The sequence below is a fragment of the Amycolatopsis jiangsuensis genome, assembly GCF_014204865.1.
Taxonomy (GTDB): Bacteria; Actinomycetota; Actinomycetes; order Mycobacteriales; family Pseudonocardiaceae; genus Amycolatopsis; species Amycolatopsis jiangsuensis.
The window spans coordinates 553,097-576,075 of the sequence record NZ_JACHMG010000001.1 but is presented as its reverse complement, the minus strand read 5'-3'; the positions used below and the strand labels follow the sequence as shown (position 1 = coordinate 576,075).

Below are 22,979 nucleotides of genomic sequence, written 5' to 3'. Positions count from 1 at the left end.
CCGACCTTCGGGGCGCCCGAGGCCCGGTCAATCCTCTTTTCGCTGGTCGAACACCTGTGCGGGCGCGTCGCGGAAGTCAGACCGCGCGGCCGCCGGAGCGCCGTTCGCGCCAGCTGCGCACCGGCAGGCCGAACTTGTGCACGAGCCGGTCGGTGAACACGCCCTCGCGCAGCCGCACCAGCCGCACCGGCTCCTGCCCGCAGACCACCTGCGCCAGCGCCCCCGGCGGCAGGTCGAAAGTCCGCAGTCCGTCGCAGGTCAGCACCGCTTTCGGACCGGTAGGATCGATCGCGACCGAGATCACCGACGAGGGCGAGACGACCAGCGGACGGGAGAACATCGCGTGCGCGTTGTTCGGCACGACGAGCAGCGCCTCGACGTCCGGCCAGAGGACCGGGCCCCCGGCGGAGAACGCGTAGGCGGTGGAGCCGGTGGGGGTCGCGCACAGCACGCCGTCGCAGCCGAACGACGACACCGGCCGTCCGTCGACCTCGATCAGCGCGTCCAGCACCCGTTCGCGGGTGAACTTCTCGACGCTGACCTCGTTGAGCGCCCACGTCCGGTACAGCTCGGTGCCCGCGTCGGTGACCGTGACGTCGACCGTCATCCGGTCCTCGACGTGGTATTCGCGGTCGACCACTCGCTGCACGGCGTCCCCGAGAGCCTCCGAATCGGCCTCGGCCAGGAAACCCACCCGGCCCAGGTTGACCCCGAGCACCGGCACCCCGGCCGGACGGGCCAGCTCGGCCGCGCGCAGCAGGGTGCCGTCGCCGCCGAGCACGAACACCAGCTCCGCGCCGCGGGCCGGATCGTCCTGGGGCGCGACCACCGTGCACGGCATCGCCATGCAGCCGTCCGGGTCGATCAGCTTCAGCATGTCCTCGTCGGTCACGCGCAGCCGGATCCCGGCCTTGGCGAACCGCTGGGACACCTCGCGGGCGGCCTCCCGGGTGGCCTCCCGGTCCGGGTGCGCCACGAGCAGCACTTCACGTTCGGCGCTGGGGACGGCACCGTCGGAGATGTCGGGTCGGCTGGGAGTCACTGGGGTCCCTCCTGGACGGCGGCCCGCACGAGCCGCTCGGCATCGTCCACAGTGCCACCGGCAGGGGGTTCCGCGCCCGGTTCCGGACGGCGCAGCCACACGAAGTACTCGACGTTGCCGGACGGCCCGGGCAGCGGGCTCGCCACCACTCCGTGCAGACCGAGCCCGAGCTTCCCGGCTTCGGCGACCACGCCGAGCACGGATTCCGCCCGCAGCCGCGGATCCCGCACCACACCGCCGCTGCCGAGCCGGTCCTTGCCGACCTCGAACTGCGGTTTGACCATCGGCACGAGGTCGGCGCCCTCGCCGGCGCAGGCGGCGAGAGCGGGGAGCACGAGCTTGAGCGAGATGAACGACAGGTCGCCGACCACCAGGTCCACCTGCCCGCCCAGCTCGTCCGGGGTCAGGGTGCGCACGTTGGTGCGGTCGAGCACGACCACGCGCTCGTCGGTGCGCAGCCGCCAGTCGAGCAGTCCACGTCCGACGTCGGCGGCGACGACCGTCTTCGCGCCGCCTCGCAGCAGCACGTCGGTGAATCCGCCGGTGGACGCGCCCGCGTCCAGGCAGCGCCTGCCTTCGACGGTGAGCCCCTGCGGGCCGAACGCCTCGAGCGCGCCGAGCAGCTTGTGCGCTCCGCGCGAGGCCCAGCCGGGGTCGTCCTCGTCCTTGACGACGATGGGGGCGTCGGTTTCGACGCCGGTGGCGGGTTTGCCGGCGACCATGCCGCGCACGGTGACCTTGCCGCCGAGGATGAGTGCCGAGGCCTGTTCCCGGGAACGGGCGAGCCCCCGGCGTACCAGTTCCGCGTCGAGGCGGGCCCGTCTGGGCACCGCGATCAGACCTTGTCGATGCTGGACAGGGCCACGGTCAGCTCGGTGTGCACGGCCTCGAAGCGGTCCACGTGCTCGGCGGGCGGCAGCGTGTCCAGGTCGTCGAGCCCGGCGACGGCCTCGTCGATCCCGGCGCGGGGATCGGTCTGCTGCGGGCCGGGGGTCGGCGGTGGCCCGGGAACGGGGTGGACGTTCGGATGCACGTGCCCAAACTACCAGTCAGGCGAGGCCAAGCCGGGTCAGCGCGGCACCGGCCGCGTCGCCCTCGGCGCGCACGGTGCTCACCCCGGTCCGCCAGGCGGCGGCACACAGCGTGCGAAGCAGGTCGAGTGGATCGCCGTCGCCCCGCGCGGTGAGCACGTCGCCCTCTCCGACCTCCCAGCCGGGCCGCGAGCCGACGCGCAGCTCCTCGGCCGGCCGGGTCAGCGCTGTCAGGTCGGAGCCGAGGTGGGTGGGCCGCTCGGCGGGCACGGCACGCAGCAGCGTGGCCGGCGTCGCGACACCGGTCAGCACGCACAGCACGTCGAGCCCGGCCGCGACCGCGCCGGCGATGTCGGTGTCCAGCCGGTCCCCGACGACCAGCGGCCGGTTCGCGCCCGCAGACCGCGCGGCCGTCTCGAACAGCAGCGGCTGGGGTTTCCCGGCGACGACGGGCTCCGCCTCGGTGGCCGTGCGCAGGGCAGCGACCATGGAGCCGTTGCCTGGCAGCAGCCCGCGCTCGCTGGGCAGCGTCGCGTCGACGTTGCAGGCGACCCACAGCGCGCCCGCGCGAATCGCGAGGCACGCTTCGGCGAGGTCGGCCCAAGCGTTGTCCGGGGAGTGCCCTTGCACCACCGCCGCCACGCCGTCGCCCGCCTTGCGCACCGGCGCGAGCCCGGCCGCGGCGACCTCATCCGCGAGCGACTCAGTACCGACGACGAGCACTTCAGCGCCCTTCGACAGCCTCTCGCCGAGCACGGCGACCCCAGCCTGGGCGCTCGTGTGCACCTCAGCGGACTCCGCGGACAAGCCGAGGTCCCGCAGGTGCGCGACGACGTCTTCGGGCGCCTTCGACGCGTTGTTGGTCACGAACCGCACGGCGGTGCCCTGGTTGCGCACCGCCGTCACCGTCTCAGGAGCGCCGTGGATCACCTGCGCGCCGTGGTACACGGTGCCGTCGAGGTCGAACAGCACCGCGTCGTAACCGGCGAGGAGTGCGTCACTCATCCGCGAGTTCCGAAGCCCGCTCGGCGGCGTCGGTCTCCCCTTCGGCGTCGGCTTCGGCAGCGTTGAGGAACCAGCGCACAGCTTCTTCGGCGCGTCCCGCCGCCTGGAGGTTGTCCGCGTACGCGTAGAACAGCCGCGGACTCCACGGGTCACGCCGCTTCGGGTCGAGGTCCGGCCCCTGCAGCGACACGACGGCAGCATCCAGCTGCCCGAGGTCCCGCCGCGCACCGGCCGCGACGATCGCCAGCTCGACGCGGGTGGCCTTGGTGAGCCGTTCCTTGTCGGTCTCCTTGGCCAGGTCGAGCGCCCGCTCCGGCCGTCCGAGAGCGCGTTCGGCGTCGGCGATCACCGCGATGTGCTCGTCGCTGCGGGTCATCCGCCGCACGGCGCGAAGCTCCGACAGCGCCTCCTGCCAGTTCCCCGCGTGGTAGGCGACGAGTCCCAGGGCCTCCCGCACGATCGGCACGCGCGACGCCTTCGTCTTGGCATACCTGGCATGCTCGAGCGCGGCCTCGGTATCGCTGTCGACGAGCCCGCCCGCGGCCGCGAGGTGCTTCCCGACGGTCTCGGCCAGAGCCTTCGGCAACGTCCGCAGCTCCCGCCGGACCTCCTCGTCGAGATCGGAGAACTCGACGTCCTCGGGCAGCTCCGGAGCAGAGAGCAGCTCCCGCGCCAAAGCCGCGTCGTCCATCCCGTCCCGCGAGCCCCGACGCTCCCCCGGCCCACGCCCGGCTGCACGGCTCTCCCGAGCCCCACGCCCATCCCGCGGCGCACGATCCTCCCGCCGTCCACGAGCATCGTCGCGACCCCGGCCGCCACGACCTCGGTCGTCGCGGCCCTGGCCGTCGCGGCTCTCGCGGTCACGGCCTCGGTCGTCGCGGCCTCGGTCGTCACGGCCCCGCTCGTCACGGCCTCGGTCGGCACTGCTCCGAACGTCACGGCCTCGGTCATCGCGGCCCTGCTCATCACGGCCCTGCTCGCCGCGATCCCGTTCGTCACGGCCCTGCCCGTAACGGCCCCGGTCGGCACGGTCGCTGTCGGCACGGTCGCTGTCGGCACTGCCCTGCTCGTCACCGCCCCGGTCATGCTGGTCCCGCTCGTCACGGCCTCGGTCATCGCGGCCCTGCTCGTTACGGCCCTGCTCGTCACGGTCCCGGTCGTCAAGGTCCTGGCCGTCACGGTCCCGGTCGTCAAGGTCCCGGTCGTCACGGTCCCGGTCGTCAAGGTCCTGGCCGTCACGGTCCCGTTCGCCACGGTCCCGGTCGTCAAGGTCCTGGCCGTCACGGTCCCGTTCGCCACGGTCCCGGTCGTCAAGGTCCTGGCCGTCACGGTCCCGTTCGCCACGGCCCCGTTCGTCACCACCCCGGTCCCCACGGCCCTGGCCGAAACCGCCCTGGTCGCCACCGTTCTCGTCGTCGCGGTTCTCGTCCACACGTCGGTCGTCGCTGCTGACGTCGGCCCTGTCATCGCGGTTGTCGCGGTCCTGGCCGTGGCCTGCAGCTGCGGCCGTTTCGCCTTCGCGCGTGGCGCTTTCCGCGTCGTCTACCGGTGTCGCGCCGCTCGGCTGCACTGCCCGGTCGGCCGACTCGCCGCGTTGAGCGGCCTCGCCCGCTCCTGCGTCAAGCCGGGCACCGTCGTCCTGGGCCGCACGTTCGTCGCGAACGTCGCTCTCATTCCGGAATCCACTGCCGGTACGGCTGTCCTCGCGGAACCCACCACGGTCGTCCTGCCGATCCCGGCGCTGACCCTGTTCCTGGTCCCGGAATCCACGACCGGAACCCGGCCGATCCCGGAATCCGTCCCCGCGGTCCCGCCGGTCGCCCGAACCACCGCGGTCGTCCTGCCGGTCGCGGAATCCGCCGTCGCTTCGCTCACCGCGGAAGCCACCACCGGCTCGGTCCTTCCGGAAACCACTTTCGTCCTTGCGGAATCCACGGTCCGGCCGCGCACCGCTGTCGCGATCCCTTGACGGCCGACGGTCATCCTTGCGGAATCCACGGTCGTCCCGATTCCCGGAACGGAAGCCACCCCCACCGGACCCGGAACGCTCCCCGCGGTACCCGCCGGGCCCGCGATCGTCCTGCCGGTCGCGGAACCCACCGGAGCCACGATCGTCCCGGCGATCCCCGCGGTACCCGCCGGAGCCGCGGAAATCTCGGGATCCACGGTCTTCTCGGCGGTCGCCACCGAAGCCACGGTCATCACGCCGGTCCTGGCGGAACCCACCGCCCCCGCGGTCGTCCCGCCGATCGCCACGGGCACCACCGGGCCCGCGATCACCCTGCTGGTCACGGAACCGGCCCGATCCTCGATCGTCACGCCGCTCCCCGCGAAACCCACCCGGTCCCCGGTCGTCGCCGCGACCACCATTGAATCCACGGGACGCACGATCATCACGCTGCCCCTGGCGGAACCCGTCGCCCCCACGGTCGTCCCGCCGATCGCCACGGGAATCGTTCGGACCACGGTCATTCCGCCGATCGTCGCTGAACCCGTTGCTCCCGCGGTACCCGCTGCCCGCGCGGTCGTCCCGCCGGCCGCCACGAAAATCGTTGCCCCCGCGGTCATTCCGCTGGTCGCGGAACCCGCCGGAGCCGCGGAAACCACGGGAGTCACGGTCCCCGGTGCCGCGGGCGTCACCGCGATAGTCCCGTCGGTCGTCGCCGCGGGAGCCGCCATCACGTCGGGTGGCACCACCGCGACGGTCATCGTCGCGGAAGTTCGGCCGGTCGCGACGGTCGCCACGGTCATTGTCGCGCGAGTTCGGACGGTCTTCCCAGCGGCGTGTGGAGCGATCGCCGTAGGCGGATTTGCCCTGCGGTCGCCCGCTGGAGCGGTAGTCGTTGCCGCGGCGGTCGTCGTCGCGTTTACCGGCGTAACCGCGGTTGTCCCGGGGGCCGTCGCCGCGGCCGGGACGGCCGGCGTAGCCGCCGGCGCCACGGGCACCCCGGTCATCCCGCCGTGGCCGTCCCTGGTGACTGCTGTCGCGTCCGCCGCGGTCCTGTTTCGCGCCGCGCCGGTCTCCCCGGGGCGCGTCGGACCGGCTGCCGCGGGAGTCCTGGTCGCGGCGAGCCGACCGTCCGGACCCATCATCCGCTGAGTCCCGTCGACCGAACTCCGACACCTGGCCTCCTGCCATCGAAAACTCTTGAATTCTCACGGGCGGTCCGCTATAGGACCGGCTCTCCATCCTACGGGGCCGTTCGGCGCAGGCCGACGTCGGGCCGTCTGGAGAAGGTGTGGATAGCAGGAGGGGCCCCGGGAGAACCCGTTGTGTTGGGTTCTCGGACCGGGGCCCCTGCTACTTCATGTTGGGTTCGGCGGTGTCCTACTCTCCCACAACCCTTCGGTTGCAGTACCATCGGCGCTGTCAGGCTTAGCTTCCGGGTTCGGAATGGGACCGGGCGTTTCCCTGACGCTGTAACCACCGAAACACTCCGAAACAACACACACCCACCACGCCCCGGGGAGCGTGGGTGGTGGTGTGGTGTTTCAGAACCGTAGAGTGGATGCGTAGCCTCTTCGTGGGCAAGTCCTCGGCCTATTAGTACCAGTCAACTCGACAACACATTACTGTGCTTCCATATCTGGCCTATCAACCCAATCGTCTCTTGGGGGCCTTAACCCACAAAGGGTGGGATACCTCATCTTGGAACAGGCTTCCCGCTTAGATGCCTTCAGCGGTTATCCCTTCCGAACATAGCCAACCAGCCATGCCACTGGCGTGACAACTGGCACACCAGAGGTCCGTCCGTCCCGGTCCTCTCGTACTAGGGACAGCCTTCCTCAAGTATCCTACGCGCGCGGCGGATAGGGACCGAACTGTCTCACGACGTTCTAAACCCAGCTCGCGTGCCGCTTTAATGGGCGAACAGCCCAACCCTTGGGACCTACTCCGGCCCCAGGATGCGACGAGCCGACATCGAGGTGCCAAACCATGCCGTCGATATGGACTCTTGGGCAAGATCAGCCTGTTATCCCCGGGGTACCTTTTATCCGTTGAGCGACACCCCTTCCACCAGGAGGTGCCGGATCACTAGTCCCGACTTTCGTCCCTGCTCGACCTGTCAGTCTCACAGTCAAGCCCCCTTGTGCACTTGCACTCAACACCTGATTGCCAACCAGGCTGAGGGAACCTTTGGGCGCCTCCGTTACCCTTTAGGAGGCAACCGCCCCAGTTAAACTACCCATCAGGCACTGTCCCTCACCCAGATCATGGGCGTAGGTTCAGATTCCCAATCCGACCAGAGTGGTATTTCAACAACGACTCCACCACCACTAGCGTGACGGCTTCACAGTCTCCCACCTATCCTACACAAGCCGAACCGAAAACCAATACCAAACTATAGTAAAGGTCCCGGGGTCTTTCCGTCCTGCCGCGCGTAACGAGCATCTTTACTCGTAATGCAATTTCGCCGGGCCTGTGGTCGAGACAGCCGGAAAGTCGTTACGCCATTCGTGCAGGTCGGAACTTACCCGACAAGGAATTTCGCTACCTTAGGATGGTTATAGTTACCACCGCCGTTTACTGGCGCTTAAATTCTCAGCTTCACCCCCCAAAGGGAGGTTAACCGGTCCTCTTAACGTTCCAGCACCGGGCAGGCGTCAGTCCATATACATCGTCTTGCGACTTCGCATGGACCTGTGTTTTTAGTAAACAGTCGCTTTCCGCTGGTCTCTGCGGCCACCCACCCCTGAACCCGCATGGGGCATCAAGGCGTGTGGCCCCCCTTCTCCCGAAGTTACGGGGGCATTTTGCCGAGTTCCTTAACCACAGTTCACCCGATCGCCTCAGTATTCTCTACCTGACCACCTGTGTTGGTTTGGGGTACGGGCCGTGCATGCACTCACTAGAGGCTTTTCTCGACAGCATAGGATCACCCACTTCACCTCAAACGGCTACGCATCACGTCTCAGCCTGTTGAGCGGCGGATTTGCCTACCACTCGGCCTACACGCTTACACCAGTACAACCACTCACTGGCGGAGCTACCTTCCTGCGTCACCCCATCGCTTGACTACTACGGAATCAGATCCCACGCTCCACAACACCCACCCCGTCCGAAGACGACGAAGATGCGCTTCGGGTGGTTAGTATCAACCGCCTCGCCATGGGCGCACATGCTCGGGTACGGGAATATCAACCCGTTGTCCATCGACTACGCCTGTCGGCCTCGCCTTAGGTCCCGACTTACCCTGGGCGGATTAGCCTGGCCCAGGAACCCTTGGTCATCCGGCGGCAGAGTTTCTCACTCTGCATTCGCTACTCATGCCTGCATTCTCACTCCCACACCCTCCACCACTCGCTTCCGCGGCAGCTTCACCGGATGCAGGACGCTCCCCTACCCACCCACACCACTAGACACAACCCCGAAAGGCTGAGCCGATGTATTGTGTGAGTGACACAGCTTCGGCGGTGTGCTTAAGCCCCGCTACATTGTCGGCGCAGGACCACTTGACCAGTGAGCTATTACGCACTCTTTCAAGGATGGCTGCTTCTAAGCCAACCTCCTGGTTGTCTGGGCAATCCCACATCCTTTCCCACTGAGCACACACTTAGGGGCCTTAGCTGGTGTTCTGGGCTGTTTCCCTCTCGACGACGAAGCTTATCCCCCGCCGTCTCACTGCCACACTCTCACACCACGGTATTCGGAGTTTGGTTGATTTCGGTAACCCGGTAAGGCCCCTAGACCATCCAGTAGCTCTACCCCCGTAGTGAAACATGCGACGCTGCACCTAAATGCATTTCGGGGAGAACCAGCTATCACGGAGTTTGATTGGCCTTTCACCCCTACCCACAGCTCATCCCCTCAGTTTTCAACCTAAGTGGGTTCGGCCCTCCACACGGTCTTACCCGCGCTTCAGCCTGGCCATGGGTAGATCACTCCGCTTCGGGTCTAGACCACGCGACTCACACGCCCTCTTCGGACTCGCTTTCGCTACGGCTACCCCACCCGGGTTAACCTCGCCACGCAGCACTAACTCGCAGGCTCATTCTTCAAAAGGCACGCCATCACCCCATCCCCAAAGGGGAACTCAGGCTCTGACGGCTTGTAGGCACACGGTTTCAGGTACTCTTTCACTCCCCTCCCGGGGTACTTTTCATCTTTCCCTCACGGTACTCGTCCGCTATCGGTCTCCAGGAAGTATTTAGGCTTACCGGGTGGTCCCGGCAGATTCACAGCAAATTCCACGAGCTCGCTGCTACTCGGGAACACCACCAAGACCTACAACGACAGCTTTCGCGTACGGGGCTCTCACCCACTCCGGCCGCCCATCCCAAAGCGTTCCACTAACCATCGCGTACATCCGGAGAAATGTCAGTCTCTCCAAGGTGGGTCCCACAACACCGCCCACACAACCCCTGACAGGTATCACATGCAAACGGTTTAGCCTCATCCGCTTTCGCTCGCCACTACTCACGGAATCACATTTTGTTTTCTCTTCCTACGGGTACTGAGATGTTTCACTTCCCCGCGTTCCCTCCACACACCCTATATATTCAGATGCGGGTGACACCACATCACTGGTGCCGGGTTTCCCCATTCGGAAATCCTCGGATCACAGCTCGGTTGACAGCTCCCCGAGGCATATCGCAGCCTCCCACGTCCTTCATCGGCTCCTGAAGCCAAGACATCCACCATGTGCCCTTAACAACTTGACCACAAAGATGCTCGCATCCACTCTACAGTTCTCAAACACCACACCAGAAACAACAGTGTGTTGCCTCAGGACCCAACAGCGTGCTGAGTGAACAACCAGCCACCCGAGCTCCGTCACCGCTTTCCACGACCCCGAAAGGTCAGTACTCACACGGACTTCGCTCACCGCGACCGGCGATAACCAGTAGTTCCACAATTCCTTGAGCAACCCAGACAGAAACACAATCGGTCCCTCAGCCTGAGCCACCCCACGCCCGTGATCCGGGTATCCCGGGGAACGTGGATGTGTTGTGCTCCTTAGAAAGGAGGTGATCCAGCCGCACCTTCCGGTACGGCTACCTTGTTACGACTTCGTCCCAATCGCCAGTCCCACCTTCGACCACTCCCCCCCTTACGGGTTGGGCCATGGGCTTCGGGTGTTACCGACTTTCATGACGTGACGGGCGGTGTGTACAAGGCCCGGGAACGTATTCACCGCAGCGTTGCTGATCTGCGATTACTAGCGACTCCGACTTCACGCAGTCGAGTTGCAGACTGCGATCCGAACTGAGACCGGCTTTAAGGGATTCGCTCCACCTCACGATATCGCAACCCTCTGTACCAGCCATTGTAGCATGTGTGAAGCCCTGGACATAAGGGGCATGATGACTTGACGTCATCCCCACCTTCCTCCGAGTTGACCCCGGCAGTCTCCCACGAGTCCCCGCCATCACGCGCTGGCAACATAGGATAAGGGTTGCGCTCGTTGCGGGACTTAACCCAACATCTCACGACACGAGCTGACGACAGCCATGCACCACCTGTACACCAACCACAAGGGAAACCACATCTCTGCAGCTGTCTGGCGCATGTCAAGCCCAGGTAAGGTTCTTCGCGTTGCATCGAATTAATCCACATGCTCCGCCGCTTGTGCGGGCCCCCGTCAATTCCTTTGAGTTTTAGCCTTGCGGCCGTACTCCCCAGGCGGGGCGCTTAATGCGTTAGCTACGGCACGGACAACGTGGATGTCGCCCACACCTAGCGCCCAACGTTTACAGCGTGGACTACCAGGGTATCTAATCCTGTTCGCTCCCCACGCTTTCGCTCCTCAGCGTCAGTATCGGCCCAGAGACCCGCCTTCGCCACCGGTGTTCCTCCTGATATCTGCGCATTTCACCGCTACACCAGGAATTCCAGTCTCCCCTACCGAACTCAAGTCTGCCCGTATCGACCGCACGCTGAAGGTTAAGCCTCCAGATTTCACGGCCGACGCGACAAACCGCCTACGAGCTCTTTACGCCCAATAATTCCGGACAACGCTCGCACCCTACGTATTACCGCGGCTGCTGGCACGTAGTTAGCCGGTGCTTCTTATCCAGGTACCGTCAGTCACCCTTCGTCCCTGGCGAAAGAGGTTTACAACCCGAAGGCCGTCATCCCTCACGCGGCGTCGCTGCATCAGGCTTCCGCCCATTGTGCAATATTCCCCACTGCTGCCTCCCGTAGGAGTCTGGGCCGTGTCTCAGTCCCAGTGTGGCCGGTCACCCTCTCAGGCCGGCTACCCGTCGTCGCCTTGGTAGGCCATCACCCCACCAACAAGCTGATAGGCCGCGGGTTCATCCCATACCGCCGAAACTTTCCACCCACCACCATGCGGTGACAGGTCATATCCGGTATTAGACCCAGTTTCCCAGGCTTATCCCAGAGTACAAGGCAGATTACCCACGTGTTACTCACCCGTTCGCCACTCATCCACCACCGAAGTGGCTTCAGCGTTCGACTTGCATGTGTTAAGCACGCCGCCAGCGTTCGTCCTGAGCCAGGATCAAACTCTCCAACAATGCATCCGAGTCTGATCGAGACTACTCAATCAAAATACCTCAAAGAAAAACCCCACGAGGAGGGGTCCATACAAAAAGCTCTACTGGCTTAGTTCACTAGCACACTGTTGAGTTCTCAAGCAACACACCCCGACACAACCCGAACCCCACAAGAGCCCGAACTCCACCGAAGCAGTCATCTCTAGCAAGTTATCAACGGAACACCCACTCAATCACCCTCAGGGCGAGAGCTTGGTTCGTGTCCCTGCAGCCACCCGGTCTCCCTGGCGACTCGAGAAACTTTACACGCCCCCCAACCACCCGAAACAGGGGGGTACCTTAACCGCGTTTCCGCAGTTCAGGGGCTCTGTTCCGGGCGGCCGGAGTAGTCAGCCACCGAGCCGGACGCCGGCCACGTTGCGCTTGCCCTTGCGCACCACGAGCCAGCGCCCGTGGAGTGCGTCGGAAGCGGTCGGCTTCCACTCCTCGTCGCCGACCTTCACGTTGTTCACGTACGCGCCGCCCTCCTTCACCGTGCGCCGGGCGGCGCCCTTGCTGTCCACCAGGCCCCCGGCGAGCAGCAGGTCGACGATGGTCGCGTCCCCGGTCGGCTCGACCTTGCCGGTCGGCACCTCGGCCATCGCCGCGTCGAGCGTGCGCTCGTCCAGCGCGCCCAGCTCACCCCCGCCGAAGAGGGCCTGGCTGGCCGCGATGACCTGCCGGGTCTGCTCCTCGCCGTGCACGAGGTTCGTGAACTCCTCCGCGAGCCGCTTCTGTGCGGAACGCAGGTGCGGGCGCTGCTCGGTGTCCTCGGCCAGCGCCTGGATCTCCTCCTGGCCGAGGAAGCTGAACATCCGCAGGTAGCGGAGCACGTCGGCGTCGCCGACGTTCACGAAGTACTGGTACCAGGCGTACGGCGAGGTCATCTCGGGATCGAGCCACAAGTTCCCGCCACCGGTCGACTTGCCGAACTTTCGGCCCTCCGCGTCGGTGACCAGCGGCGCGGTCAGCGCATGCGCGGTGCCGCTCTCCACCCGGCGGATCAGGTCGACCCCGCCGACCAGGTTGCCCCACTGGTCCGAGCCGCCGACCTGCAGCTTGCAGCCGTACTGGCGGTAGAGCTGCAGGTAGTCCTGCGACTGCAGAAGCAGGTAGCTGAACTCGGTGTAGGACATGCCATCCGATTCGAGCCGGCGCTTCACCGTCTCCCGGTTGAGCATCACGTTCACCGGGAAGTACTTGCCGACGTCCCGGAGGAACTCCAGCACGTTCTGCTGTCCGGTCCAGTTCAGGTTGTTCTCGACGATCGCGCCGGTCGGCGAATCGTCGAAATCGACGAACCGCTCGAGCTGACCGCGGATCCGCCCGGCCCACTCCGAGACGACGTCGAGGGTGTTCAACGAACGTTCCCCGGTGTCCCGCGGGTCGCCGATCATCCCGGTGGCGCCGCCGGCCAGCACGATCGGCCGGTGTCCGGCGCGCTGGAAGCGCTTGAGCATCAGCAGCGGAACGAGGTTGCCCGCGTGCAGGCTGGGCGCGGTCGGGTCGAAGCCGCAATAGAGCGTGAGCGGTCCCTGGCCGAGTTCCCGGCGCAGGGCGTCGATATCGGTGGACTGCGCGATCAGGCCGCGCCAGGACAACTCGTCAAGAATGTGCTCGCTCACGTCTGTAGATCCTCCCGCACCTGGTCAAGCGACTATCGCGCGGGGCGTGCCGTCCGCCGTTTCCCGCCGCGGCGGTAGGTGGAGACAGCAGGCGAACCGTCGACCCAGAACCGCCACGGCGTGTCCATCGCCATCGCGACGCCGACCCGGGGGCCGGTCCGGACCTGGTCCGGGGGCACCCGCTCCCCGGCCAGCAGCCGCACCGGCGACGCCGGATCGGTCAGATCGGCCCCGTTGTCCACACGGTCGAGCCCGAGCACCGACGTCAAAATGGCCGGGCCCTTGGCCAGTTCGCCGTTGCCACGGGCGTTGGGCCGCCGCGCCCGCACCAGGTCGGCGCCCTCGACGACCTCACCCGCGCGCAACAGCACCGCACCCGGCCGGCCGTCCTCGGTGCCGACCACGTTCGCGCAGAAGTGCATGCCGTAGACGAAATACACGTAGAGGTGCCCGGCCGGACCCCACATCACTGCGTTGCGCGGGGTCTTGCCCCGATAGCAGTGCGACGCGGGGTCGTCGAGGCCCCGGTAGGCCTCCACCTCGACCAGCCGCACCCCGACCGTCCCCTCGGCCGCGTCGGCCTCCAGGACCGCACCGAGCAGCAGCCGGGCCAGGTCGACCGGGTCCAGTGCCAGTTCCTCGCGCCGGAACAACCGGTCCACACGCACTCCCCTCGTTTCTCCCTCCAGCCTAACCAGCCGATCCCGCCGGGCTCACTTCAGCCACTGCCGGTGCCCCGACACCCGCTCGACAAGGCGCTCCCGCTGCTCGGCTACCCGATCCGGCGCCGTTCCGCCTCGCGCGTCGCGGGAGCGCACCGACCCTTCGACCGTCAGCACTTCGCGCACCGCAGGGGTCAGCGCGGGATTGATCGCCTGGAACTCCTCGTCGGTCAGCTCGTCCAGGCCGACGCCGCGCGACTCCGCCACGCGCACACTCTCCCCCGCGGCCTCGTGCGCCACGCGGAACGGCACGCCCTGGCGGACCAGCCACTCGGCGATGTCGGTCGCGAGGGTGAACCCGGCCGGGGCGAGTTCGGCCAGCCGCTCGGTGTGGAAGGTGAGCGTGCCCAGCATGCCGGCGATCGCCGGGAACAGCAGCTCCAGCTGTTCGACCGAATCGAAGACCGGTTCCTTGTCCTCCTGCAGGTCCCGGTTGTACGCGAGGGGCTGGGCCTTCAGGGTCGCGAGCAGCCCGGTGAGGTTGCCGATCAGCCGGCCGGCCTTGCCCCGGGTCAGCTCGGCGACGTCCGGGTTCTTCTTCTGCGGCATGATCGAACTGCCGGTGGCCCACGCGTCGTCGAGGGTGACGTAGCCGAACTCGGCGGTGTTCCAGATGATCACCTCCTCGGCGATCCGGGACAGGTGCACCGCGAGCATGGCCACGGCGAAGCCGAACTCGGCGACGAAATCCCGCGACGCGGTGCCGTCGATCGAGTTCTCCACGCTCGTGTCGAAGCCCAGCTCGGTGGCCACCGCCTCCGGGTCCAGGCCGAGCGACGAGCCGGCCAGCGCGCCCGAGCCGTACGGCGATTCCGCGGTCCGGACGTCCCAGTCGCGCAAGCGGGAAACGTCCCGCAGCAGCGCCTGCCCGTGGGCCATCAGGTGGTGCGCGAGGAGGACCGGCTGCGCGTGCTGCAGATGGGTACGACCGGGCAGGATCGCCTCGGGGTGCCGATGTGCCTGCGCCACGAGCGCGTCGACCACGTCCAGCGTGCCGGCGACGACCCGGCGAGCGGCGTCCCGCAGCCACATCCGGAACAGCGTGGCCACCTGATCGTTGCGCGACCGGCCGGCCCGCAGCTTGCCGCCCAGTTCGGTGCCGGCACGTTCGAGAAGGCCGCGTTCGAGGGCGGTGTGCACGTCCTCGTCGGCGACAGTCGGGGTGAACGCGCCCGACACCACGTCCTCGGCGAGGGTGTCGAGCGCCTCGAGCATGCCGGCCAGCTCGGCCTCGGTGAGCAACCCGGCCTTGCGCAGCACGCGGGCGTGCGCGCGGGAGCCGGCAATGTCGTAGGGCGCCAGGCGCCAGTCGAAATGGGTCGATGCGCTCAGCGCCGCCATCGCCTCGGCCGGCCCACTGGCGAACCGGCCGCCCCACAGCTGCACCGGCTGGTCTTTCCCGCTCACGTTCTGCCCTTCTGGATCCGGCGTCTCATGACGCCTGGGTGGTCGGATGCCGGGTCAGGCCCAGCGGACCCCGCCCGGTCACCGGACGGTACCGCGACCCGGCCGGGCGAAGATCGTGCGAGGAGCCGCCGTGCCCGGCGGTCACGGCGCCCGCGTGCAGCACCAGCCGAACGTCGCCGGAAACGCGTTCCTGCGCCTGCCGGATGAACGCGTCGAGCGGCTCCCGCAACGGCGAGAACCACGAGCCGTCGTGCACGAGGTCGGTCCAGCGGCGGTCGACTCCCTGTTTGAACCGGGCCAGGTCCCGTTCGAGGGTGCGGGATTCCAGGTCCTGGTGCGCGGTGATGAGGGCGACCGCGCCGGGTGCCTCGTAGCCTCCGCCCGCGGACAGGTCGAAGCGGCCGACCCCGTGCGCACCGGCGCGGTGACCGAGCCGCTGCACAGCCTCCGCCACGCGTACTGTCTCGCCGTCGAGCGCGACCGGCACACCCCGTTCGAAAGTCACCACGACTTCATCCGGTGCGTCGGCGTTGACCTCCGCCTCCTCGGTGCAGGAGAACAGCGGCGCCCGGTTTTCGCCGCCGCGGCCCCACAATGTGCGCTTGACCGATACCTGCGGACCCTCGGTCGGTAGGCGGCGGTCGTGCGCGTACCGGGCCATCGCAGCGGGTCCGGCGACCGGCTCGAGCACGGGCAGCCCCGGCGCGAGGTCGGTGACCATGGTGGCGAGCGGAGCGTCACCACCATGCGCGATCGCCGACGCACCGCGGTCTTCGGCCACGGCCACGAGGTGACCGGCCAGCACCGGCCGCGCCAGCGACGCGACCAGCGGGTAACGGCCGAGAAGAACCGCGTTGGCCTGCAGGGCTGCCAGGCACTGCTCGTCGGCGAGCTGCTCCCCGGCCCGCACCACGACGACGTCCGCTGCTCCGTCGGCGACGGCACGGCGGCGGACCGTGTCGAGGTCGACATCCCCGGTGCCGAAGTCGACGACGACCGCGATGACGTCGGCCTGCCGCGCGAGCACGCCGAGTGCCGCGGACGAGCCGAACCCACCCGAATAGGCGAGCACGATCTGCCCGGTCACGGTTCTCCTCCTTCCGGTGCTTCGGCCGGCCGTTGCGCGAACGCGGTGAATCGTTCCGCGAGCTCCTGCCCGCTGAGCGGTTCCCGCGCGATCACCGCCACCGTGTCGTCGCCGGCGATGGACCCGACGACCTCCTCCAGCGCGGCCCGGTCGATCGCACTGGCGAGGAACTGGGCGGCCCCCGGCGGGGTGCGCAGCACGGTCAGGTTGCCGGACGCGTCGGCGGACACCATGAGTTCGCCGAGCAGCCTCGCCAGCCGCGACGTGCCGCCCTGGACGCCGCGCACCGGGCTGCCGTCCTCGGGAATGACATAGACCGGTGCCCCGGAATCGGCGCCCCGCAGCTTGACCGCACCCAGTTCGTCGAGGTCGCGCGACAGCGTCGCCTGCGTGACCTCGATTCCCTCGGCCGCGAGCAGCTTCGCCAGTTCGGTCTGGCTGCGAATGGCCATGCTGGACACCAGTTCGGTGATCCGTGCCTGGCGGCCGACCCGGCTGCCGGTCATCGGCCGGACTGCCCGAACAGCCAGACCAGCAGCGCCTTCTGCGCGTGCAGCCGGTTCTCGGCCTCGTCCCAGACCGCGCTCGCCGGACCGTCCAGCACCTCGTCGGTGATCTCCCAGCCCCGGTGCGCGGGCAGGCAGTGCAGCACGATCGCCTCGTCCGCGGCCCGTTTCAGCAGTCCGGCGTTGACCTGCAGCGCCCGGAAAGGCCCCACGCGGTCGAGGCCGTCGTTCTCCTGCCCCATCGACGTCCAGGTGTCGGTGACGAGCACGTCCGCACCCTCGACCGCCTCGCGCGGATCGGTGAACACGGTGGCACTGCCGCCGGTCTCGGTGGAGTGGTGCTTGGCGTCGAGGATCACCTGCTGATCGGGCTGGAAGCCCTCGGGCGACACGACTCGCACGTGCATCCCGGCGGTGGTCCCGCCGAGCAGCAGCGAATGCGCCATGTTGTTCTTGCCGTCGCCGAGGTAGGTCAGCGTGAGACCGGCGAGCCTGCCCTTGCGCTCCCGGATGGTCATCAGATCCGTGAGCACCTGGCAGGGGTGGAACTCGTCGGTGAGCGCGTTGACGATCGGGATCCCGGCGACCGACGCCATCGCGTCGATGCGCTTCTGCGCGAACGTCCGCCAGACGACTGCGTCGACATAGCGGGACAGCACGCGCGAGGTGTCCTCGATGGTCTCCTCGCGACCCAGCTGCATGGACCGGCCGTCGACGATCACCGGATGTCCGCCGAGCTGGCTGATGCCCACTTCGAAGGAGAACCGGGTGCGAGTGGAGTTCTTCTCGAAGATCGCGGCCACTGTGCGCCCGGCCAGCGCCTTCGTCCCGAGCGGGTCGGCTTTCAGCTGGTCGGCCAGGTCGAGCAGTGCGGACTGCTCCGTGCTGGTGACATCGTCGTCGCGGAGGAAGTGGCGGGGCATCAGTCGGTGTCCTTCGTGGTGGTGGAGTCGAGCGCGCCGGGAAGAGCGGCGAGGAAACCGCGGGCCTGCTGCTCGTCGAGCACGAGTGGCGGGGCCAGGCGGACGGTGTCGGGTGCGACCGGGTTGACCAGATAGCCGGCCTCCTGGGCAGCCTTGGCGACGGCGCCGGAAACCGGCTCCCGCAGGCCGATGCCGAGCAGCAGGCCGCTGCCGCGCACCCCGGTCACGAGCGGATGGCCGAGCGCCTCCACGCCGGCGGCGATGTCCTTGCCGAGCGCGGAGACGTGGTCGAGGAGGTTGTCACGGGCGATCGCGCGCAGCACGGCCAGGCCGGCCGCACAGCACACCGGGTTGCCGCCGAACGTGGTGCCGTGCTGTCCGGGCTTGAGCAGGTCGCCGGCAGCACCGACGCCGATGACCGCGCCGAGCGGCAGCCCACCGCCGACCCCCTTGGCGAGCGTGATCACGTCCGGCACGATCCCGGTCTGCTGGAAGCCGAACCAGGTGCCGAGCCGTCCGATGCCGGTCTGCACCTCGTCGAGCACGAGGAGCGCACCGGTCGCCTTGGTGATCTCACGCGCGGCCTGGAGGTACCCGTCCGGCGCGGGAATGACGCCGGCCTCACCGAGCACCGATTCCAGGAACACCGCGGCGGTCTCACTGTCGACCGCGTTGCGCAACGCCTCGATGTCGCCGAACGGCACATGCGTGACCCCCGGCAGCAGGGGCGCGAACGGGTCCCGCTTGCCCGGCTGCCCGGTGAGCGTGAGTGCACCCATGGTGCGGCCGTGGAACGCGCCCTCGGCGGCGACGATCCTGCTGCGTCCGGTGAGCCGGCTGATCTTCAGCGCCGCTTCGTTGGCCTCGGCGCCGGAGTTGACGAACAGGACCTTGCCCTGACCGGACAGCCCCGCGACGTCGAGCAGGGCCTCGGCCAGCTCGACCGCGACCGGGTTCACGTAGAGGTTCGACGTGTGCCCGAGCGTGGCGATCTGCTCGGTCACCGCACGCACCACGTCCGGGTGGGCGTGGCCGAGCGCGTTGACCGCGATGCCTCCGACGAGGTCGACGTACTCATCGCCGGCGGCGTCCCAGACCCGCGCGCCCTCACCTCGGACCAGAGTGAGCCCGGGGGTGCCGTAGTTGTCCATCACTGCCGACTGCCAATGCTGCCGACCGTCCTCATTGGACTTCAAGGTGGTCACGAGTGCTCCGTTCCGGAAGGGGACGATTCGGGCAGGACCATGGTGCCGACCCCGCGCGAGGTGAACACCTCGAGCAGCACCGAATGCGCGAGCCGGCCGTCGATCACGTGCGCGCCACGGACTCCGCCGCGCACCGCGCGCACGCACGCCTCCATTTTCGGGATCATGCCGCTGGCCAGACCCGGCAACAGTTTTTCGAGGCGGTCGACGGAAATCCGGTCGATCAGCGACGACCGGTCCGGCCAGTTCGCGTAGAGACCTTCGACATCGGTGAGCACCACGAGCTTCTCCGCGCCGAGCGCGGCGGCGAGCGCACCGGCCGCGGTGTCGGCGTTCACGTTGTGCACCACCCCGTCGACGTCCGGGGCCACTGTGGACACCACCGGAATGCGTCCGGCGTTGACGATGTCGAGCACCGCGTCCGGATTGACCGCGGCCACTTCGCCCACCAGGCCGATGTCCACCGGCTCACCGTCCACAGTGGCGTGTTTGCGCTCCGCGGTGAACAGGCGCGCGTCCTCACCGGAGATTCCCACCGCGTACGGGCCGTGCGCGTTGATCAGCCCGACCAGCTCCCGGCTTACCTGTCCGACGAGCACCATCCGCACGATGTCCATGGTCTCCGGCGTGGTGACCCGCAGACCACCCTTGAACTCCCCCGGCACCCCCAGCCGCGAGAGCATCGCGGTGATCTGCGGGCCACCGCCGTGCACGACGACCGGATGCAGCCCCGCCAACCGCAGGAACACCATGTCCTCGGCGAACGCGGCCTTCAGTTCTTCGTCGATCATCGCGTTGCCGCCGTACTTGACCACCACGGTCGCGCCGTGGAAGCGCTGCAGCCACGGCAGTGCCTCGATGAGCACGCCGGCCTTCTCGGCGGCGGTGGCGAGCCGCTCGTCCGCGGAAACCAGCCCCTCGGTGCCACTCATGACGAATACGCGCTGTTCTCTTCGACGTACCCGTGCGACAGGTCCGTGGTGTAGATCGTGGCGGCCGCCGATCCGACACCCAGATCCACGACGACGTCGATGGCCCGCCCGGTCAGGTCGGCAGCCGAACGGTCCTCGGCCGTGGTGCCGGCCGCGAACAGCGTGACGCCGTTGATGCTGATCGACAGCGTCTCGGGGTCCAGCCGCGCGGGTGCCCGCCCGAGCGCCATCGCGATCCGCCCCCAGTTCGGGTCGGAGCCGAAGAACGCGGTCTTGACCAGGTTGTCCTCCGCGATCGTACGAGCCACGACGACGGCGTCGGATTCCGAGGTCGCACCCCGCACGGTGATGTCGACGTCCTTGGTCGCGCCCTCCGAGTCCGCGCGCAACTGCAGGACGAGATCGTGGCTCACCGCGGTGAGGAGTTCGGTCAGCTCGGCTTCAGTCGGCTCGACCCCGCTCGCGCCCGAGGCGAGCACCAGCACGGTGTCGTTGGTGGACGTACCACCGTCGACATCCAGCCGGTCGAAGGTGACGTGGGTCGCGGCGCGCAGAGCGCGGTCCAGGGTTTTCCGGTCCACCACGGCGTCAGTGGTCAGGACCGACAGCATGGTCGCCAGATTGGGGGCGAGCATGCCCGCGCCCTTGGCGAAACCTCCTGCGCTCCACCCGTTCTCGTGTCGCGCGAAAGCTTCCTTCGGACGGCTGTCCGTGGTCATCACGCCCTTGGCCGCGTTGAGGCCGGCCTCGGGGGTGGTGCCGAGTGCCTTCACCGCACTGTCCACCCCGGACAGTACGGCGGCCATCGGGAGCCGTTCGCCGATCAGGCCCGTGGAACACACCGCGACCTCGATCGCCCCGGTTTCCAGCACCTCCGCGACCTTTTCCGCCGTGGCGTGCGTGTCCTGGAAGCCGCCGGGGCCGGTGGCCGCGTTCGCACCGCCGGAGTTGAGCACGACGGCCTTCAGCTTCCGCTGCTTGAGCACCTCCTGCGACCACAGCACCGGGGCGGCCTTGATCACGTTGCGGGTGAACACTCCCGCCGCGACGTCCAGCGGGCCGTCGTTGACGACCAGCGTGAGGTCGAGCGCGCCGGATGCCTTGATCCCGGCGGCGACGCCTGCGGCGCGGAAGCCCTGGGGGCCGGTGACGGTCACGGTGCCACTCCCACGGTGGAAAGTCCGGTGGTCTCGGGGAATCCGAGCGCCAGGTTCATCGATTGCACGGCGCCGCCCGCGGTGCCCTTGGTGAGGTTGTCGATCGCGGCGACCACGACCAGGCGGCCCGCGTCGGCATCGACGCCGAGCTGCAGCTGGACGTTGTTCGAGCCGACCGTGGCCCCGGTGGCGGGCCAGGTGCCCGGCGGCAGCAGCTGCACGAACGGCTCGCCGTCATAGGCCTTCTCGTAGACCGCGCGCACCGCAGCCTCGTCCACACCCGCTTCGAGCGGCGCGCTCGCGGTGGTGAGAATGCCGCGCGGCATCGGAGCGAGCACCGGAGTGAACGACACCGTGACCCGCCTGCCTGCCGCGGCCGAGAGGTTCTGCGCGAACTCCGGGGTGTGCCGATGCGCACCGGCGACGCCGTACGCGCTGACGTTGCCCATCACCTCGGAACCGAGCAGGTTCGGCTTGAGGCTCTTGCCCGCGCCGGACGTGCCGGTGACCGACACCACGGTGACGGCCGGTTCGACCAGTCCCGCGGCCAGCGCGGGAGCGAGGGCGAGCGAACCACCCGTCGGGAAACAGCCGGGAACCGCGATCCGCTTGGCACCGGCCAGCTTTTCCCGTGCCCCGGGCAGTTCGGGGAGCCCGTACGACCACTGCCCGGCGTGCTCACCGGAGTACCAGCGCCGCCAGTCGGCCGGATCCGCGAGCCGGTGGTCGGCACCGAGGTCGACGACCAACACCTCCGGGCCGAGCAGCGCCGCGATCCCCGCCGAATGGCCGTGCGGCAGGGCAAGGAACACGACGTCGTGGCCCGCGAGCGTCTCCGGGGTGGTCTCGGCCAGCACCCGCCCGGCCAGCGGAGCGAGGTGCGGCTGGTGCGTGCCCAGTGTCGTCCCCGCGCTGCTCGCCGCGGTCAACGCGCCGATCTCGACCTCGGGATGAGTCAGCAGCAGGCGCAGCAGTTCGCCACCGGCGTACCCGCTCGCCCCGGCCACCGCAATCTTCACCGTCATACGAATGATTATGCACGAGCGTGCAAGCTCAAACAAACAGGGTTCATCCACCTGTCTCACCCCTCCCCTGGCTCCGGAACATCGGTCAGGCACACCGATCCGGCCCACGGACCCGCCACCACCTGCACCGGACCGGCCACGCGCTTCCCGCGCACCGGCGGAACTCCATCCGGCACCGCACCCTCGAACAACTGCCCCAGCGGCCATGGCCGGCCGCGGCCGGGTCACCCCGGCGAGCGCGGCTCAGGCCGCTCCTTCCTCCTCGTCCCGCAGGCTCGGCGGCGTCGGCAGGTGGTTTCCCGGATGCTCCGGATCGCATCCGACCCGCGGCAACCGGGCCCGGATACCACCGGGCGTGCGGGCGAAATGACGTGCGAGGTCGGCGACCGACTCGCCGTCGAGCCACCGGGCCTCGAGTTCGGCATCCATCTCGTCGCTCCACGGCTGTCCCTGCCGCGCGGGCCGGCTGCGGGATCTTCGCCTCCCGCCCGCCCCGGCGAACGTGCGCAGGCTGGTGCCGAGCAGTTCGGCGACCGTCGCGACGGACGCCACGTCGAGGTCGAGCCGTCCCTCGGCGACGGGCTCGCCGTCGGGCCGCTCGCCGCCGATCGTGACGGTGACGCGGTCGGGTTCACCGCCCTCGGTACGGGTGATGACGGCGACCTGGTACTGGATGTCTCCCGACCGGACTTCGGTCCGGTGTTCCTGGATGATCGTCATGGCGGCGAAGGTAGCCGCCACCCCCGACACTTTTCCGACACATAGCGCGATCGGGTGACTGCGCACCGAAACTGTCGGACCCCCGCCCTAGCG

General features: G+C 68.1%; 17 protein-coding genes and 3 rRNA genes. 1 reads left to right on the top strand and 19 read right to left on the bottom strand.

What is annotated here, in order from left to right; translation table 11 throughout:
* Positions 1 to 76 precede the first annotated feature (76 nt).
* The 5 genes from BJY18_RS02445 to BJY18_RS02425 are packed head-to-tail and all read right to left on the bottom strand — an operon-like array spanning position 77 to position 3,544.
* Positions 77 to 1,042 (bottom strand): NAD kinase, encoded by a 966-nt coding sequence (locus BJY18_RS02445; RefSeq protein ID WP_312873709.1) that lies wholly within the window; start codon positions 1,040 to 1,042, stop codon positions 77 to 79.
* Positions 1,039 to 1,872 (bottom strand): TlyA family RNA methyltransferase, encoded by an 834-nt coding sequence (locus BJY18_RS02440; RefSeq protein WP_184777308.1) that lies wholly within the window; start codon positions 1,870 to 1,872, stop codon positions 1,039 to 1,041. Before BJY18_RS02440 ends, BJY18_RS02445 begins: the two co-directional genes overlap by 4 nt.
* Before the next feature lie 5 nt (positions 1,873 to 1,877).
* Positions 1,878 to 2,075 (bottom strand): hypothetical protein, encoded by a 198-nt coding sequence (locus BJY18_RS02435; RefSeq protein WP_184777306.1) that lies wholly within the window; start codon positions 2,073 to 2,075, stop codon positions 1,878 to 1,880.
* A gap of 16 nt (positions 2,076 to 2,091) precedes the next feature.
* The gene (locus tag BJY18_RS02430; protein ID WP_184777304.1) at positions 2,092 to 3,078 is read right to left on the bottom strand and encodes an HAD-IIA family hydrolase; all 987 of its coding nucleotides are present in this window, start codon (positions 3,076 to 3,078) and stop codon (positions 2,092 to 2,094) included.
* Entirely contained in the window at positions 3,071 to 3,544 is a 474-nt protein-coding gene (locus BJY18_RS02425; RefSeq protein ID WP_246458743.1) for a tetratricopeptide repeat protein, read from the bottom strand. The genes BJY18_RS02430 and BJY18_RS02425 overlap by 8 nt, the downstream gene beginning before the upstream one ends.
* A gap of 30 nt (positions 3,545 to 3,574) precedes the next feature.
* On the opposite strand from BJY18_RS02425, the gene BJY18_RS36595 reads away from it, so the two are divergent.
* A complete protein-coding gene (locus BJY18_RS36595) occupies positions 3,575 to 5,047 on the top strand; it encodes a hypothetical protein (protein ID WP_246458742.1) in 1,473 nt (490 codons plus the stop codon).
* A 1,346-nt stretch (positions 5,048 to 6,393) separates the two neighbouring features.
* Here the strand turns inward: BJY18_RS36595 and rrf are convergent.
* The 14 genes from rrf to BJY18_RS02350 all read right to left on the bottom strand — a co-directional run bounded on the left by rrf (position 6,394) and on the right by BJY18_RS02350 (position 22,886).
* Positions 6,394 to 6,510 (bottom strand): 5S ribosomal RNA (gene rrf, locus BJY18_RS02415).
* A gap of 92 nt (positions 6,511 to 6,602) precedes the next feature.
* A 23S ribosomal RNA gene (locus BJY18_RS02410) occupies positions 6,603 to 9,741 on the bottom strand.
* A 299-nt stretch (positions 9,742 to 10,040) separates the two neighbouring features.
* Positions 10,041 to 11,559, bottom strand: a 16S ribosomal RNA gene (locus BJY18_RS02405).
* Together the 16S, 23S and 5S rRNA genes form the textbook arrangement of a ribosomal RNA operon.
* A gap of 368 nt (positions 11,560 to 11,927) precedes the next feature.
* Positions 11,928 to 13,202 carry a tyrosine--tRNA ligase gene (tyrS, locus tag BJY18_RS02400; protein ID WP_184777300.1) on the bottom strand — a complete coding sequence of 425 codons (1,275 nt, stop codon included), beginning with the start codon at positions 13,200 to 13,202 and terminating at the stop codon, positions 11,928 to 11,930.
* 32 nt (positions 13,203 to 13,234) lie between these two features.
* Positions 13,235 to 13,870 (bottom strand): DNA-3-methyladenine glycosylase, encoded by a 636-nt coding sequence (locus tag BJY18_RS02395; protein ID WP_184777298.1) that lies wholly within the window; start codon positions 13,868 to 13,870, stop codon positions 13,235 to 13,237.
* Positions 13,871 to 13,915: 45 nt separating this feature from the next.
* Complete coding sequence (gene argH, locus BJY18_RS02390; RefSeq protein WP_184777296.1) at positions 13,916 to 15,331, bottom strand: argininosuccinate lyase; 1,416 nt, start codon at positions 15,329 to 15,331, stop codon at positions 13,916 to 13,918.
* Positions 15,332 to 15,356: 25 nt separating this feature from the next.
* Positions 15,357 to 16,418, bottom strand: a complete 1,062-nt coding sequence (locus tag BJY18_RS02385) for an argininosuccinate synthase domain-containing protein (protein WP_184777294.1) — start codon at positions 16,416 to 16,418, stop codon at positions 15,357 to 15,359.
* A complete protein-coding gene (locus tag BJY18_RS02380; RefSeq protein WP_184777292.1) occupies positions 16,415 to 16,924 on the bottom strand; it encodes an arginine repressor in 510 nt (169 codons plus the stop codon). Before BJY18_RS02380 ends, BJY18_RS02385 begins: the two co-directional genes overlap by 4 nt.
* Positions 16,921 to 17,847 (bottom strand): ornithine carbamoyltransferase, encoded by a 927-nt coding sequence (gene argF / locus BJY18_RS02375; RefSeq protein WP_184777290.1) that lies wholly within the window; start codon positions 17,845 to 17,847, stop codon positions 16,921 to 16,923. Before argF ends, BJY18_RS02380 begins: the two co-directional genes overlap by 4 nt.
* Complete coding sequence (locus tag BJY18_RS02370; RefSeq protein WP_184777288.1) at positions 17,847 to 19,052, bottom strand: acetylornithine transaminase; 1,206 nt, start codon at positions 19,050 to 19,052, stop codon at positions 17,847 to 17,849. Before BJY18_RS02370 ends, argF begins: the two co-directional genes overlap by 1 nt.
* Positions 19,049 to 19,984 (bottom strand): acetylglutamate kinase, encoded by a 936-nt coding sequence (gene argB / locus BJY18_RS02365; RefSeq protein ID WP_184777286.1) that lies wholly within the window; start codon positions 19,982 to 19,984, stop codon positions 19,049 to 19,051. Before argB ends, BJY18_RS02370 begins: the two co-directional genes overlap by 4 nt.
* Positions 19,981 to 21,141: a bifunctional glutamate N-acetyltransferase/amino-acid acetyltransferase ArgJ gene (argJ, locus tag BJY18_RS02360; RefSeq protein ID WP_184777284.1), complete on the bottom strand. Its 1,161-nt coding sequence runs from the start codon at positions 21,139 to 21,141 to the stop codon at positions 19,981 to 19,983. Before argJ ends, argB begins: the two co-directional genes overlap by 4 nt.
* A complete protein-coding gene (argC, locus tag BJY18_RS02355) occupies positions 21,138 to 22,166 on the bottom strand; it encodes an N-acetyl-gamma-glutamyl-phosphate reductase (protein WP_184777282.1) in 1,029 nt (342 codons plus the stop codon). Before argC ends, argJ begins: the two co-directional genes overlap by 4 nt.
* 243 nt (positions 22,167 to 22,409) lie before the next feature.
* A complete protein-coding gene (locus BJY18_RS02350) occupies positions 22,410 to 22,886 on the bottom strand; it encodes a helix-turn-helix domain containing protein (protein ID WP_184777280.1) in 477 nt (158 codons plus the stop codon).
* Positions 22,887 to 22,979: the final 93 nt, after the last annotated feature.

Bases quoted from the DNA above. Each gene is read 5' to 3' on its own strand.
- BJY18_RS02380 (WP_184777292.1), bottom strand. From the start codon at position 16,924: ATGACCGGCAGCCGGGTCGGCCGCCAGGCACGGATCACCGAACTGGTG.
- argF (WP_184777290.1), bottom strand. From the start codon at position 17,847: ATGCCCCGCCACTTCCTCCGCGACGACGATGTCACCAGCACGGAGCAG.
- BJY18_RS36595 (WP_246458742.1), top strand. From the start codon at position 3,575: ATGCTCGAGCGCGGCCTCGGTATCGCTGTCGACGAGCCCGCCCGCGGC.
- BJY18_RS02350 (WP_184777280.1), bottom strand. From the start codon at position 22,886: ATGACGATCATCCAGGAACACCGGACCGAAGTCCGGTCGGGAGACATC.
- argC (WP_184777282.1), bottom strand. From the start codon at position 22,166: ATGACGGTGAAGATTGCGGTGGCCGGGGCGAGCGGGTACGCCGGTGGC.
- BJY18_RS02430 (WP_184777304.1), bottom strand. From the start codon at position 3,078: ATGAGTGACGCACTCCTCGCCGGTTACGACGCGGTGCTGTTCGACCTC.
- argB (WP_184777286.1), bottom strand. From the start codon at position 19,984: ATGAGTGGCACCGAGGGGCTGGTTTCCGCGGACGAGCGGCTCGCCACC.